This is a genomic window from Streptococcus oralis (genome assembly GCF_026782285.1).
Classification (GTDB): Bacteria; Bacillota; Bacilli; order Lactobacillales; family Streptococcaceae; genus Streptococcus; species Streptococcus oralis_CG.
In genome coordinates this window covers 384,272-399,164 of sequence record NZ_JAKUWG010000007.1, presented here as the reverse complement: position 1 = coordinate 399,164, position 14,893 = coordinate 384,272, and the positions used below count along the sequence as shown (strand labels likewise).

16 protein-coding genes are annotated in these 14,893 nt (G+C 39.5%); 2 read left to right on the top strand and 14 right to left on the bottom strand.

The genetic code is table 11. The features are described 5' to 3' along the window. Nucleotides 1-43: 43 nt before the first annotated feature. Together nrdF and MK403_RS07090 are read left to right on the top strand one after the other, a co-directional pair. The gene (gene nrdF / locus MK403_RS07095; protein ID WP_268709392.1) at nucleotides 44-1,012 is read left to right on the top strand and encodes a class 1b ribonucleoside-diphosphate reductase subunit beta; all 969 of its coding nucleotides are present in this window, start codon (nucleotides 44-46) and stop codon (nucleotides 1,010-1,012) included. A gap of 134 nt (nucleotides 1,013-1,146) precedes the next feature. After that, nucleotides 1,147-1,914, top strand: a complete 768-nt coding sequence (locus MK403_RS07090) for a DeoR/GlpR family DNA-binding transcription regulator (protein WP_000917582.1) — start codon at nucleotides 1,147-1,149, stop codon at nucleotides 1,912-1,914. A gap of 41 nt (nucleotides 1,915-1,955) precedes the next feature. Here MK403_RS07090 and lacG read toward each other — a convergent pair whose 3' ends face one another. From lacG to MK403_RS07020, 14 genes are all read right to left on the bottom strand, one after another. Continuing rightward, on the bottom strand, nucleotides 1,956-3,362 hold the full coding sequence (gene lacG / locus MK403_RS07085) for a 6-phospho-beta-galactosidase (RefSeq protein ID WP_000169298.1): 1,407 nt from the start codon (nucleotides 3,360-3,362) through the stop codon (nucleotides 1,956-1,958). A gap of 84 nt (nucleotides 3,363-3,446) precedes the next feature. Then, a complete protein-coding gene (locus MK403_RS07080; RefSeq protein ID WP_001037309.1) occupies nucleotides 3,447-5,141 on the bottom strand; it encodes a lactose-specific PTS transporter subunit EIIC in 1,695 nt (564 codons plus the stop codon). Then, nucleotides 5,141-5,458 carry a PTS lactose/cellobiose transporter subunit IIA gene (locus MK403_RS07075; RefSeq protein ID WP_001078323.1) on the bottom strand — a complete coding sequence of 106 codons (318 nt, stop codon included), beginning with the start codon at nucleotides 5,456-5,458 and terminating at the stop codon, nucleotides 5,141-5,143. Before MK403_RS07075 ends, MK403_RS07080 begins: the two co-directional genes overlap by 1 nt. A 35-nt stretch (nucleotides 5,459-5,493) precedes the next feature. Beyond that, complete coding sequence (locus tag MK403_RS07070) at nucleotides 5,494-6,330, bottom strand: PRD domain-containing protein (RefSeq protein WP_000285704.1); 837 nt, start codon at nucleotides 6,328-6,330, stop codon at nucleotides 5,494-5,496. 235 nt (nucleotides 6,331-6,565) lie between these two features. Continuing rightward, entirely contained in the window at nucleotides 6,566-7,546 is a 981-nt protein-coding gene (gene lacD, locus MK403_RS07065; RefSeq protein WP_268709391.1) for a tagatose-bisphosphate aldolase, read from the bottom strand. 1 nt (nucleotide 7,547) lies between these two features. Then, nucleotides 7,548-8,477, bottom strand: a complete 930-nt coding sequence (locus MK403_RS07060; RefSeq protein WP_000604302.1) for a tagatose-6-phosphate kinase — start codon at nucleotides 8,475-8,477, stop codon at nucleotides 7,548-7,550. A gap of 10 nt (nucleotides 8,478-8,487) precedes the next feature. Further along, a complete protein-coding gene (lacB, locus tag MK403_RS07055; protein ID WP_001216921.1) occupies nucleotides 8,488-9,003 on the bottom strand; it encodes a galactose-6-phosphate isomerase subunit LacB in 516 nt (171 codons plus the stop codon). 30 nt (nucleotides 9,004-9,033) lie between these two features. Continuing rightward, nucleotides 9,034-9,459, bottom strand: coding sequence for a galactose-6-phosphate isomerase subunit LacA (gene lacA / locus MK403_RS07050; RefSeq protein WP_000029277.1), 426 nt, complete (start codon nucleotides 9,457-9,459; stop codon nucleotides 9,034-9,036). 291 nt (nucleotides 9,460-9,750) lie between these two features. Further along, entirely contained in the window at nucleotides 9,751-10,647 is an 897-nt protein-coding gene (locus MK403_RS07045; protein ID WP_268709390.1) for an aldose 1-epimerase family protein, read from the bottom strand. Nucleotides 10,648-10,755: 108 nt separating this feature from the next. Beyond that, nucleotides 10,756-12,231, bottom strand: coding sequence for a PTS galactitol transporter subunit IIC (locus tag MK403_RS07040; RefSeq protein WP_000382509.1), 1,476 nt, complete (start codon nucleotides 12,229-12,231; stop codon nucleotides 10,756-10,758). Nucleotides 12,232-12,275: 44 nt separating this feature from the next. Beyond that, nucleotides 12,276-12,581, bottom strand: a complete 306-nt coding sequence (locus tag MK403_RS07035; protein WP_000590563.1) for a PTS sugar transporter subunit IIB — start codon at nucleotides 12,579-12,581, stop codon at nucleotides 12,276-12,278. 37 nt (nucleotides 12,582-12,618) lie between these two features. Continuing rightward, the gene (locus tag MK403_RS07030; RefSeq protein ID WP_268709389.1) at nucleotides 12,619-13,095 is read right to left on the bottom strand and encodes a PTS sugar transporter subunit IIA; all 477 of its coding nucleotides are present in this window, start codon (nucleotides 13,093-13,095) and stop codon (nucleotides 12,619-12,621) included. Between the two features lie 218 nt (nucleotides 13,096-13,313). Continuing rightward, a complete protein-coding gene (locus MK403_RS07025; RefSeq protein ID WP_000643953.1) occupies nucleotides 13,314-14,003 on the bottom strand; it encodes a sugar phosphate nucleotidyltransferase in 690 nt (229 codons plus the stop codon). Between the two features lie 11 nt (nucleotides 14,004-14,014). Next, entirely contained in the window at nucleotides 14,015-14,893 is an 879-nt protein-coding gene (locus MK403_RS07020; RefSeq protein ID WP_000791845.1) for a DMT family transporter, read from the bottom strand.

The following is a 14,893-nucleotide window of genomic DNA, read 5'->3' as shown; positions in this document are numbered from 1 at the left end:
ATGATTCGACAATCGCATTATTACACACAGAAAGAGATTTCAAATGGAAACTTACTACAAAGCCATTAACTGGAATGCCATCGAAGATGTCATCGACAAATCAACTTGGGAAAAGCTAACGGAGCAATTTTGGCTTGATACGCGTATCCCCTTGTCAAATGACCTAGACGACTGGAGAAAACTATCAAACAAAGAAAAAGACTTGGTTGGAAAAGTCTTTGGTGGTTTGACCCTTTTAGACACCATGCAATCTGAAACAGGGGTTCAAGCGCTTCGCTCAGACATCCGTACACCGCATGAGGAAGCTGTTTTCAACAACATCCAGTTTATGGAATCTGTCCACGCAAAATCCTATTCTTCTATCTTCTCTACCTTAAACACCAAGGCTGAGATTGAAGAAATCTTTGAATGGACCAACACTAACCCCTACCTACAAAGAAAAGCGGAGATTATCAATGAAATCTATCTCAATGGTAGCCCACTAGAAAAGAAAGTTGCTAGCGTTTTCCTTGAAACCTTCCTCTTCTACTCTGGTTTCTTTACACCGCTCTACTATCTCGGTAACAACAAACTGGCCAACGTTGCGGAAATCATCAAACTGATAATTCGTGATGAGTCTGTTCACGGAACCTACATTGGTTACAAATTCCAACTTGGTTTCAATGAATTGCCTGAAGAAGAGCAAGAAAAGCTCAAAGAATGGATGTACGACCTGCTCTACACTCTCTACGAGAATGAAGAGGGCTATACAGAAAGCCTCTATGACGGTGTTGGCTGGACTGAAGAAGTTAAAACCTTCCTTCGTTACAATGCCAATAAGGCTCTTATGAACCTAGGACAAGATCCACTCTTCCCAGATTCAGCTGATGATGTCAACCCAATCGTTATGAACGGTATTTCAACAGGGACTTCTAACCACGACTTCTTCTCTCAAGTCGGAAATGGTTACCTCCTTGGTGAAGTTGAAGCTATGCAAGATGAGGATTACAACTACGGTTTGGACTTAATTTGACCAATCATTCAAAATATCATGGTTTGTTTAAAACAACCATGGTATTTTTGTTTTTGTTTTATTTTGTTTTTTTCTATTTGATTGATTGAGCGTTTTATGGTAAGATAATAATAGTAGAAATCGAGGTGATAAGGATGCTAAAGCAAGAAAAACTAGATAGTATTCTAGAAGCAGTAAACACAAAAGGCACTATTACTGTAAAAGAGATTATGGAGAGTCTTGATGTGTCAGATATGACAGCTCGCCGCTACTTACAAGAATTGGCAGATAAGGATTTGCTTGTTCGTGTGCACGGTGGCGCTGAAAAACTTCGTACAGGTTCTCTCTTAAACAACGAACGCTCAAATGTTGAAAAACAAGGCTTGCAGATTGCTGAAAAACAAGAAATTAGCCGTTTTGCAGGTCATTTGATTGACGAAGGTGAAACCATTTTTATCGGGCCAGGAACAACCTTAGAATGTTTTGCTCGTGAACTCCCAATTGATAATATTCGTGTTGTAACAAACAGTCTTCCTGTTTTTCTCATCCTAAACGAACGAAAACTAACAGATTTGATTTTGATTGGTGGAAATTATCGCTCTATCACTGGTGCTTTTGTGGGGACACTCACCTTGCAGGATTTGACCAACCTTCAGTTTTCTAAGGCTTTTGTTAGCTGTAATGGCATTAAGGATAAGGCTATTGCCACTTTCAGTGAGGAAGAGGGCGAAGCCCAACGAATTGCCTTGAATAATGCCAATAAAAAATACTTACTGGCAGATCACAGTAAGTTTAATAAGTTTGATTTTTACACTTTCTACAATATCTCAGAGATTGATACAATCGTTTCAGATTCCAAACTGAGTCAGGAGACATTTGAAAATCTATCGAAACAAACAACCATTCTTTTATCAAAACCATAAAAAATTCCCCTGCCACTTGGTGGGGAATTTTTTTGTTAGTTTTAGTCGATAATCTGCGTCTCAGCTAGTTTCTTGTACCAATGAGCCGATTTCTTTGGATAACGCTCCTGGGTTTCAAAATCAACATAGAAGAGGCCATAACGCTTTTCATAGCCATTTGACCAAGAAAAGACATCCATCAGCGACCAGATAAAGTAGCCTTTTACATTGGCTCCATCGGAGATTGCATCTGCAATCACTTCCATATGTTTCTTAACATAATCAATCCGTCCATCATCGTAGACTGTTCCATCCACAAACTCATCTTTGTATCCGAGACCATTCTCTGTGATGTAGATTTTCTTGTAATTTGGGTAATCTTTCTTCACGCGCATGATTTGATCATACAAACCTTGAGGATAGATAATCCAATCCCAGTCCGTACGTGGCACATAATCTGGAGCTACTCGACGTCCAACTCCCTTAATCTGATACTTAGAGCTTCCTTTTTCACCCTTACCGTTATGAATGATTTCTGTTTCGCCATCAAAGGCTTGCATCCAATCACTCATGTAGTAGTTAATTCCAAGGAAGTCATTCAGGTCTTTTGCAGCTTCTAGCACAGCGAAGTCTTCTTCACGCAGATCTAAACTTCCACCATTGACTGCTAAGATATGGTTGACACCTTCCATGGTTTCGTCGGAATAGCGTCCTAGATAAGTCGCATCTAGGATAAACTTGTTATGGATAATATCTTCTAACTCAGCTGCACGAATATCTGCAGGATTTTCAGGATCCAGAGGATACTTAGTAGGCAGTGCATGAACCACACCAATTTCACCCTTATATCCCTTATCCTTGAAAAGTTTTACTGCACGCGCATGCGACACCATCATATTGTGATGAGATTGGAAGACTTTGGCAAGGTCGTACTGAATACCTGGAGGGAATTTCCCAACCAAATACTGGCCATCCCCTATCGGCCCAATTTCATTAAAGGTTGTCCAAAAGTTAACTTCAGGAAATTCTTCAAAACAGAAAGCTGCATAATCCACAAAGTGATCAATGTTTTCTCTGTTTAGGAAATCTCCGTTTGAATGAAGCGCCTCTGGCGTGTCAAAGTGATGAAGAGTCACGAATGGCTCAACATGCCGTTTGTGGCACTCTGCAAATAATTTATGATAGAACTCAACCCCCTTGTCATTAACCTTCCCATAACCAGTTGGAAAGATACGTGACCAAGCGATTGAAATACGGATACCATTGACACCATACTCTTCTGCAAGTTTGAGGTCAACTGGGTATTTGTGATAGAAATCACTGGCTGGTTCAGCAGTGTACCAGTAGTTATCTTTGAGGTATTTGTCCCAGGCGACTGGCCCTTTACCATCAGTATGTGTAGCACCTTCTGCTTGGTAGGCTGCTGTTGCTCCGCCAAAAATAAAGTCTTTTGGAAGTGTTTTTGTCATTTGATTCACCTTTCAAGAAATAGAACTGAGATGGGGATATAGTTGGGAGGAGTTCCTCCATCTCACTTCTTTGGTATTTACATTTTATTCTTCAAACTGCGCTTGAACGAAGGCAAGAGCGCCTTTTCCATCACGAGTCAGTTTAATGTATTGGCCACCTTCTGTCTTAGCAAGTTTGATACCAAGTTTGTCGGTTTCGGCCTTCATGTCTTCAAAGTTTGAAGCAACTTGAGGAGCAAGGATAACCAGATCAAACTCAGGCAACATTTCACGGTGAGCTCCATAGCCACCAGCTGCTGCCTTGACAGGGACATTGTACTCTGCAGCTGCTTTGTTTAGAGCATTTGCAAGGAGACCACTTGTACCTCCACCAGCACAGAGAACGAGGACATTTGTTTCTTCAGTGATTGTGTTTTGCGCTGCTTCTACACCTGCTTTTTCAAGAATAGCATCTGCTTTGGCAGTATTGAAGTTTGCTGCTACTTTTTCTTTCAATTCATCATTGACTTTACCAGAACGCTCTTCTTCAAGGATTTGTTCATCATAGACTTTAAGGAATGGATAGTAAATGACAATGTCAACAACGATTAGAAGGGCAGCAAGAATGAACGATAGAACTTGGAAGTTTGTACCGAGAACAATACCGAGCGGACCTGGTGTTGTCCAAGGAAGGTTGGCTGTAAATGAGTTCATGCCAAGCGTCTCAATGAAGAATTTAAAGATCCATACGTTGGCAATTGGCGCAAAGATAAATGGAATAAAGAAAATCGGGTTCAATACAAGCGGTGCACCAAACAGAATTGGTTCATTTACACCAAAGAAAGTTGGAACTACTGAAGCACGTCCGATTGCACGGTTACGTTTTGATTTTGTTAACCACATGAACATGAATGGAACAACCAGTGTCGCACCCGTACCACCCATGGTAACGATAAACATTTGTGTACCTGAAGTAAGGATCTTGTCTGCATGCATCCCTTGTTGAAGAAGGTTTAAGTTGACTTCAGCATTTGCATAGGTAATAGCTGCGATTGCTGGCTCGACGATTGAAGGACCGTGGATACCAACAAACCAGAAGAAGGCAAAGGCACCAAAGATAATGGTAATACCTAGATAACCATCAGCAGCAGAGAATAATGGTGCAAAGAATTTACCGATTGATTCAGCTACGCTTGCACCAACAAAATGACGAGCTAGTAAATCAAGAGCATAAAGAGAAACCACTGATAGAGTGAATGGAATCACATCTTTAAAGACTTGTGAGATATTTGGTGGAACTTCGTCAGGCATACGAATAGTGACGTTGTTCTTAACACAAACCTTATAGATGGCTACAGTAACAAAGGCAGCAAGGAAGGCTGAAAGCAACCCTTTTGTTCCAAGGAAACCTGTTGCAAAGCCACCTTCAATCGGATCAGCTGCCAACATCAACAAACCAACAATCGCAGCCAAAAGTGTTGACATATAGTTGATTTGGTTGGTTTTCTCCATGCTACGGTTTACTGAGTCGGTCAATGACTTAGCTGTTGTACCAGCTACCAAGAGAGCTAGAATCCCCATTGAATAGCTATAAGGTTTCATGAGGAGATTAACAACATCATCAGACCATTTAAAGCCCCATGAGTTTGGTACAAAAGCAATCAAGATAAAGATACTTGAGAAGAGAATAACAGGCATCCCTGCAATGAAACCATCACGAATAGCACGAAGGTAGATATTACGAGATAATTTCTCAAAGAAAGGTTTTCCTTTCTCAATAAATGCAATTAGTTTGTTCATTACTTAACTCCTCTCTTGTAGAGTTCGATTAAATGGTGCATCAAATCTTTTAACAAAATGGTAGTCATCAAGTGGTCTTGACCGTGCATCATGGTTACACTATAAGCTAAGTCCTCACCAGCTGCCTCCTTGGTCAATAGACTTGTTTGCGCGTGGTGAGCCTCTGCAATGCAAGAACCAGCTTCCTCGACTAAGCTATCTGCTTTCGCAAAATCGCCAGCTTCAGCAGCCTTCAAGGCTTCCAATAGCTTTGAACGAGCATCGCCAGCATAGGCTACGATTTCAAAACCTAACAATGTTACTTCTTCTCTATTCATGATAGAATTCTCCTTATGTATTTTTAATTAAATTTTTATGACAATAAACGTTGGATATGTAGAACTAGATAAACTCGCTCACTCTTATACAAATCAAGACCAGTATGTTGCGTAATCACATCATAGATCTTGGAGCCAATCTCGAACGCTTTTGGATAGGATTGTTTAATATGGTCTTCCATATCTAGAAGCGATTGATTATCATCTCTGGAACGGTCTAAATAATCCAAAAAATAGTTGAGATGAATCATAAAGCGATCATAGAAATGGTTATTCTCTTCGGTTCGTTGAATAGCGTAACTCTTCAGCACTTCTTCAACATTCCTGAGAATTTCTTTCCTCTTATCAATCGACTCAACCACTTGAACTTCATTCTCCCCTTCGGCATTGATGAAATGATAAGCGATCCGAATAATTTCATCCTCGGGGAAATTATCTGTCAACTTCTGACGATAAATTTCAAAAGCTTCATTAGCAATTTGAAAAGCGATAGGATACTTAGTAGAAATATCTGGTAGATTGCTATCCTTGTACCTTCCTTGTGTTAGAGCTTGGTAAGAACAGTAAATATGATCTGTCAAGGTTACGTAGAGATACTCTTGAATCGGATAGTGATATTTCTTAGAAAGATTATCAATGATCTCGTAGGTTACTGTGATAAAATCAAGCGGGACATCTTTGAGCAGAGCCATAAAGTTTTCCCTAGACTCTTCTGTCTTCATCCGAAAGATTTTCTCAACTTGTTCTTCAGCAATCAAATCCCCTTTCTTTTTCCCAAATGCAATCCCCTTACCAATCACAATCACTTCTTCTCCTTTGTCATTTCTGACAAGCGAGACGTTGTGATTCATTGGATTTAGAATTCGATACATGGCAACCTCCTTTTATATCCTAAAGGTATATGAGTATAAAAAATGACCACAAATGAACTAGAAAATCTATTGATTTCTAATTCACCTGTGATCATGCCTAATATTACTTAGTAACACTCACCTTGTATTAACTTGTGATTTAAGTATAGCACAAGTAAGTTTTTTTGTAAACCTTTACATTCAACTTTTTTTAAAATTTTTTTTAGATTCATGTTCCTAAACTAGGAGGAAGATTTTACACGCGTTCAGTCCATGAAGTCGCTGTTGTTTGAAGAACTTTGTTGAGTTCGTCAATGTTTTCAAATCCAGTTGTGCGAAGCCAGTCGCGAGCTGCTGCCTCACCATCTTTGATGTAGGCTTCAACTGATCCAGCCCATGTTGCACGGCCGCAAAGAACTCCGTTGAAGTTTGCGCCTGATTCGTGGGCAAAGACAAGTGTTTCTTGGAAGAGTTTAGCTGACACACCCGCACTCAAGTAGATGTATGGCAAGTTCGTTGCTTCATCTTGAGCTTTGAAGAAGGCTGCTGCTTCTTCGCGAGTATGGACGATTTCACCATCGCCAAAACCTTCAACGTATTTGACGTTGACTGGAACTTCCACTTTCAAAACATCAATGTTGAAGCGTGGGTCTGAGAAGACTTTCATAGCACCGATAACTTTATGTGGTTTTACTTTGGCGTATTCTGCAGAGCCAGCGTCAGCGATTTTTTCATCGTAAGCGAGGATTTCAAGGAAGAATGGAATATCTTCCGCCACACACTCAGAGCCAATGCGTTCGATGTAGGCTTGTTTTTGTTGGTTGAGTTCGTCAGAACTGTCTACATCGTAGTAAAGCAAGAATTTGACTGCATCCGCACCTTGTTCCTTAATACGTTTTGCAGACCAAACATCCAAGCAGTCTGGTAAGCGTTTAGTGCTTGTTGTGTCGTAGCCAGTTTTCTCATAAGCAAGGAGAAGACCAGCATTTGCATCAAGTGCTTTTGTAGCTGGAAGTCCATACTCTGGGTCTAGAAGCATAGATGAAGCGTATTTTGTCAATTCATCTGCTACCAAGACTTTGAGTTCTTCCATTTGAGCTACTGTTGGCTCTTCTGTTTGGTATTGAGCCATGAGGCGTTTCAAAGCACCACGTTGGTCAAAGGCGAGAGCTGAGATGATTCCATTTTCATCTGAAAGTTTTTCTAAGCATGCACGTTTTTGTTCTGTTAAAGCCATTTTATACCTCTTTTACTATTAATTGATCATATAGAGCTTGATAGTTAGCCATATTGATATGACCTGTCATCTTTTCTTGAGCGTTGAGCATACCAAGGACATTTGCCTTGATGAGGAGTTCTGCATCCGATTCCTTATGAAGAAGTCCTGATGAAATACCTGCAACAGTAGAATCTCCAGATCCGACAGGATTAACTACCTGAATTCTTGGAATATCTACCTTGTAGAAAGTATCCCCATGTTTTGCAAAAGCACCATTTGCACCAAGTGAAACGATAATCCACTCAATCCCTGCAAACAAAGGCTCTTGGAGAACTTCTTTTAATTCATCCACATCCTCAGAAACTTCTTTCCCAAGAAGCTGAGACAATTCTTCGTTATTTGGTTTAATTACTGTTGGTTTATGTGGTGATTCAAGAACCGCCTGAAGAGCTGCACCTGAGCAATCCAGAACAACTGGTTTCCCTGCTTGATTAGCAAGCTCTACCAAGCTCGCATAGTAATCAACTGGAAGGCCTGCTGGCAGACTGCCTGAAATAGCGACTACTTCCACAGTGTCAAGGAGATTCTCGAAATGAGCCAAGAAATTTTGCCCTTCTTGTTCCAGAACTTCGGGTCCTTTTTCAAGGATTTCTGTTTGGTTATCTCCGTGCAGAATTGCGATACAGTTACGAGTCTCTCCTTGAATGGAGAAGAAACGTTTCGTTACTTTATCATCGATATGTTCTACTAAAAACTCACCAAGTTTACCACCGACTAAACCAGTAGCTACAACAGAATCACCAAATTCTGAAAGAACTCGCGTAACATTGAGACCTTTACCACCAGCTGTCTTGGTCACGTCCACCACACGGTTGACAGTGTCAATTTTCAATTCATCCAAAGGATAGGAAATATCAATGGATGGATTCATTGTGACTGTTAAAATCATGCGTCACCTCTTAGTCGTGGTATTCACCACGATCCCATTTTTCAAGGAATTCTGTAAAGAAGTTTGCATCCGCTTGATGAGCATTGTGAGTTTCAACGTGCTCGATTTTAGCTATCAATTTTTTGTTTTCTTCTGATGGTTTATATTCGGCATTGATGAAAGCTTCGATGATATCACACATGAGCAATTCACCAGTGATTTTACCACCAAAACCAATAACGTTGGCATTCAACTGTTCTTTAGCGTAAAGAGCTGTTGTCATATCACGAACCAAGGCAGAACGTACACCTGGAACTTTATTTACAGCGTTGTTGATCCCAACACCGGTACCACAGATACATACCCCAAGATCAGCTTGACCGCTTGTAACGGCTTCACCAACTTTTTTACCAAAGATTGGGTAGTGAGTACGTGTGTGGTCATAGGTACCAAAGTCGATGACTTCATATCCTTTTGATTTCAAAAATTCTGAAACCGCCATTTTTTCATCTGTTACGATGTGGTCACATCCAATTGCAATTCTCATTTTTAATTTACCTTTCTTACTGTAATCTAATTAGCACATTTTGTTCAACATATCGACCCGAATCTGGTGACGACCACCGTCGTACTTACCGTTAACAAATCCTTTAGCGATGTTTTTAGCCAATTCATCACCAACAAGTTGTGCACCCATAGTGATCATACGTGAGTTGTTGTGTCCACGAGTCATATAAGCTGAACGTTCGTCAGATACTTCTGCGGCAACCATTCCTTTGATCTTAGTTGCAACCATAAATGGACCAGCACCATAAGCATCAATCACGATACCAAGATTTTGTTCTTCTTTGTTTACTTCTGCAGCAACAGCAAGAGTCACATCAACAAAGTCTTGACCTTCAGCTGTAACATCCACAACGTGGAAGTTTTCTTTTTCCAAGAAGTCTTTCACAACTTCTTTCAATCTCAAACCTGCAGCATCTGCACCGATAACAATAGACATATTGTTTACTCCTTTTTATTATTCTAGGCCAGTAAAGACTTTTATAACTAGCAGTTTACCTACAAAAGACTTTCTAGCAGTTTATTGACAAATTTGATTGAATGAGATGAATACCACCTTATCCAAGTCCAGGAAATCAAGTTCCTAGAAACAAATTTTCTCTACGAAAGAGAATATAACAAGTGATTGTTTGTTTGTTGCAAACACCATTTGTTGTTTACAAACATAATATACTCCTATTTTCATAAAAAGTCAACAGTAAATGTTTGTTTTTGTGTTTTATTTTTTAATCTAAAAGATTTCGATATCAAAACCAATCTGTTCTACTTGACCAGGTTCCAAGAGACGAACGTTTTTCTTATCTTCTAAATGATCTCCTTCCTCAAGAGATGTTGACAAGCCAGACCATGGTTCAAAGGCAATGAAAGGTCCCTTATTCAAAGTTGACCAAATGATGAGATTTGAGAACTCTTGGAAGTGTACTTTTAATCCCTTCTCATGCTTACGAGAACGAAGGGCAATTGTTCTGGATTGCAACTCATCCAAAGTCACTGCATCAACACTAAACAGATCGTAACTGAGCTCCACTTCCTTTTGGGAATCCAACCATGGACTTCTATCTTGGAAGTCTAACATTCCTGTTTCTGGGAAAGGACGTGGAACAGAGCAAGTCTCTTCTTTTTCAAACTCTAAATAGTAATCTTCATAAGTTTCGCCATCTAGCAAAGGGCAATTAAATCCTGGATGACCACCAATAAAGTAAGGCATGACCTTGCTAGTTTCTTTATTGAAGACTTTGTATTGAGTACGAACAGTCTTGCCAGTCACTAGATAAGTGATTTCAAGGCGAAAATGATAAGGATAGTTCTGATAAATATTCTCATCATCTTCGATAGCAAAGGTCACACTGTTTTCTGTTTGATCAACTAATTCAAATTCTTTTTTACGGACCAAACCATGACGAGGAATGGTTCCTTTCGTCTCCGTTCCATCTTCGTGGCTATAGAAGGCTGTATCTTCTCTTAAAGAGCCACAGATTGGAAAAAGTACTGGCGCTTGTCCACTCCAATAGGTGGCATCTCCTTGCCACAGATACTCAATGCCATCTCGGTCCTTAATTGACGACAAGGCGCCACCTAAGGTTTTAAACTGGACTGTTAACTGATCTGATTTGATTTCAATTACCATAATATTCTCCAACTATTTTTTAGATTTTTATATAAAAAACTAGGTTGTCACTCCCAATGTAGGAAATTAACAACCTAGTTTTCACAATTTACATTTTATAGGAGCGAATTATTTAGCATTTGCTGCGTATTCTTCGTTACGTTTGATCATTTGTTTTCTATACCAAGCAAAGATACCTACATAGAATACAAGGAAGGCTGCTGCACCAAGGATTGCTTTGATATCACCTGTTGTAGCATTACCGATTGCCCAACCAAATAGTTTTTCGATTGGTCCTTCAAGAGTTGAGTGAGTGATCAATTGAGTTTGGCTCACACCTTCTGGGAAGGCACCTACACCTTTAGCAAGTTCAGTTGCAAATGGAGCGATAAGAGTACCTGAAAGAAGGAAGAGTGGCAACAAGAGTGTTCCGAAGATAATCATACGGAGCAATTTACCACGAGTAACAACCAAGAGAGCTGGAGTCACACCCATAGCGATGATACCTGCAAGTGGCAAGATACCATTTCCGACGTTTGAAAGAAGCACTGCTTCTACTAGCATGATTGGAGCAAGTACGTTGGCACAAGCCCAGATTTCAGCACGACCAGCGATGAAAGGCCAGTCAAGACCGATGTTGAATTTACGTCCTTGAAGACGTTTAGTAGCAACGTTTGTAATACCTTGTGAAAGTGGTTCTACGGCTGCGATGAACCAAGATCCGATAAGTGAGAAGAGCTCCAAGCAGACACCTGCAGTCAAACCAAGGCTCAACCAACCTTTAATAACAAGTTCCCATTTATCGGCTCCTTCTACACCAGCAACTGGGTGTGGAGTTCCCATCAAACCAATAACGATACCAAGGATAAAACCGATGAAGAATTTAGATCCCCAGAAACCGATTTTCTTGTTCAATTTTGCAGCGTCAAAGTCGTATTTATCAAGACCTGGCAATACTTTATCAAAGATCTTATCCAAGACCATGATAACTGGGTTCATCATGTAGTTCATGTGAGTTGAAGTCATTGGTGATGAACTTGGTGCATTAAGAAGGTCGTCGAATGTTGGTTTCATCAAGTCAGAGTTGATGATTTTCAAAACACCTACAAGCACAACTGCTGCAGTTGCGATGAAAAGTGAAACTCCTTGGCTAACACCATTGTTGTCTGCATACCATTTAATCAAAAGACCAGTGATTGACAAGTGCCAGATATCGAAGATATCGACGTCAAGTGTGTCCGTTTTCTTCATTGCAAGCATCACAACGTTGACAATCAGCATCACAAGCAAGAAGTAAAGTGTCCAAGCAGATCCCCAAGTGATGGTTGCAAGTGGTGCCCAACCAACGTCAGTGATGTTCAATTGAATACCAGTATTTTCAACGAATTTCGCAAGAGATGCTGAGAAAGCTCCGTTGAGCATACCAATGATAGCACCGATACCAGTAAGAGCGATGGCAAGTTTGATACCACCTTCAAGCGCTTTGGAGAATTTCACTCCAAAAAGTAGAGCCAATACTGTCAAGATGATCAGCATGATGATAGGACCACCCATTTCCAAGACTGGCTTGAAAATCTTATTGGCTAGTTCGATAATGACATCCATAATAGTTCCTCCCTTTATTTTTATGGAATCTTACAAAATAATAATTAGCTTAGTCCGTGTTCTTTGATAGCTGCCTCAATATTGTCAAATACAGGAGCGCTCATTGCTGGAATACGGAACAAGATTGGTCCAGCTTCGATAACTGGAATACCTGGTTCAAAGCCAAGATCTGTTGCAGCGATTGGTGTAAAGATATCGTAGCCTTTCATAAGGTCTTCATTCACATCTTTTACCATAACTGCATCACAGTGAACATCGTAACCACGATTTGAAAGCTCTTCTTCTAGAGCACTTTTAATTTGGTGACTTGAGTTAACACCTGCACCGCAGGCAGCGAGAATTTTAATCATTTGGATTTCCTCCGATTTATTTTTTATAATGTACGATTTAAGCTGTTGCTTCAGCGATATAGGCATACAAGGCTTCTGGTTCAGAAATATTTGATAAATCTTCTAGATGACCATTCCCTGTAAAGAAGTCCATTAACTGAGCAAGAATGTTGGTTTGACTCGAACTTGAATTGTTAATGATAAAGAAGAGTAAAGATACTTCCACTTCCTTATCAGGAGCAATCATATTGTGAAAAGTTACTGGTTTTTCTGATCGAACAACCACCACTTTCTCAGCCAGATTATGAACAATATCTGTATGAGGAATCGCTACATTTGGCAAGTCCTTTCCCAGAAATTCCATGTCTAAGCCAGTTGGAAATGACTTTTCACGCGTGATCAAGGCTTCACGATAAGTTGGAGTCACGATTTTTCGTTCTTCCAATAAGGTTGCTACCTGATCAAAGAGTTGTTCTTGATTATCCGCTTCTAAGCAAAACACGAGGTCTTTGTCAAAGAAATGATCTAATCCCATAACAGTTTCCCTTCTTTCAATTAACTTTTACGTTATAAGTATAACACTATATGAAATCGTTGTCAATACTTTTTGTTTTATTTTGTTTCTTTTTTGTTGATTGTGTTTTGTTAATTAATTATAATCATTATCAAACAATCTTTTTAAATTCTATTTTCGTGCATTTCAAACAAAAAAAGACCAAAATGGGTCTTTATGTTACTAATTTCTAATGTTATTTAGTTAATGGAAGATAAAATTTCTTCTAGCTTTTGATAGTCCTTGACACTATCGATTTCATAGATGCTGTTGCCTTCTAATTCTTCGACATACACATCTAATTCTTTGATATTATCTTTAACCATGTTGTCCCAATAGAGATCAACAAACTCACCACTTGCATAGGCTTTGTCAATAAAACCAACAATCTTTTCTGCAGTTGGAGCATCCCAGAATGATACGCCACTCAGAATACGACCAGCCTTGCTATCAACGATGATATCTTGAACTTTATAGTCATCACCATAAACCAAGAACCATTCATTCTCACAGTCTTCACGATAAACACTGAAATAGGTAGAACGTTCAAGATTATTTCTAAACATATTTTTGAAAAGATAATTATCCGCATCAATAACATAGCTGTTAGCTAAATCTTCTTTTACAAGGTAAAGTGAGTAAAAGTTGTTGTAATCAGCATACTTGTCGTTGAAGACTAAACGAACACCATATTTTTCTTTTAGGTAGTCAAATTGTTCTTTGAGGTAGCCAACAACGATAATAATCTCATCAATTCCTCTCTCTTTCAAAAACTCGATTTGGTATTCTACCAAGGGTTTTTGGTTGACCTTAACCAAGGCTTTGGGGGTATTTTCAGTCATAGGACGCAGACGAGTTCCCAACCCCGCTGCCAAGATAATTGCTTTCACGCTATTCTCCTTTATTCTTTAATAATAATATAAACACCAGCCATGACAACAAGCGATGTAATAATGGTCACCATATCGAGTGGTGTTCCTAAAAGCATTGCTGAGAACAATACTGTCCAAACGACATAGCTTACGTTCAAACCAGTTGCTTTTGCTGGTTGCAGACGATTGATAGCAATATAGTAAGCTAAGTAAGAAATCATATTACATGCTGCAAAGACTAACATCAAACCCAGCAATTGTCCATCTGCTACTTCTGCAAATGAATGATGAGAAAAGAGGACAATGACAAGATATGACAAGAATGAGGTTACTTGGCGGATTAATAGTGCTTCAATTTCACTTAAGTCACTTTCCATGGCGTAGGAACTAAGAACACTCTCACTTCCCCAAGCAATGGCACAAACTAATGCACAAAGAATTCCGATATAAAAAGAATTAACCTGCTCAACTTTGTAAGTCTGGGCAATAATACCAGCGATAATCAACAAAATACCAAACACAGTATTCTTAGATACCTTGTGTTTCAAAATGAAAAATGCTAGTAAAACAGAAACTGCTGGGTAGATAGCTGATACTGAAGAGGCCAGGGAACTTCCGATATACTTAACCGCATAAAGATTGGCTTGCATGCCAATAGGCCCAGCTAGCAAGGCTCCGATAATAACACTGACATTTCGAATATTTAAGAAAATCGAGAGTCGAACTTTTCCTTCTTTTACCAAAAGAAAAGCTAATAGAATAAAGATACTCAAGAAGTCATGTGCCGCTGCCACTACAAAAGGTGAAAGATTTGTAAAAATCGAAAAGATATAAGAACTAATTGTCAGACCTAGTCCCCAGAAGATACCCGAGAGCAGACCGAAAGAGACACCATTTTTATTCTTCAT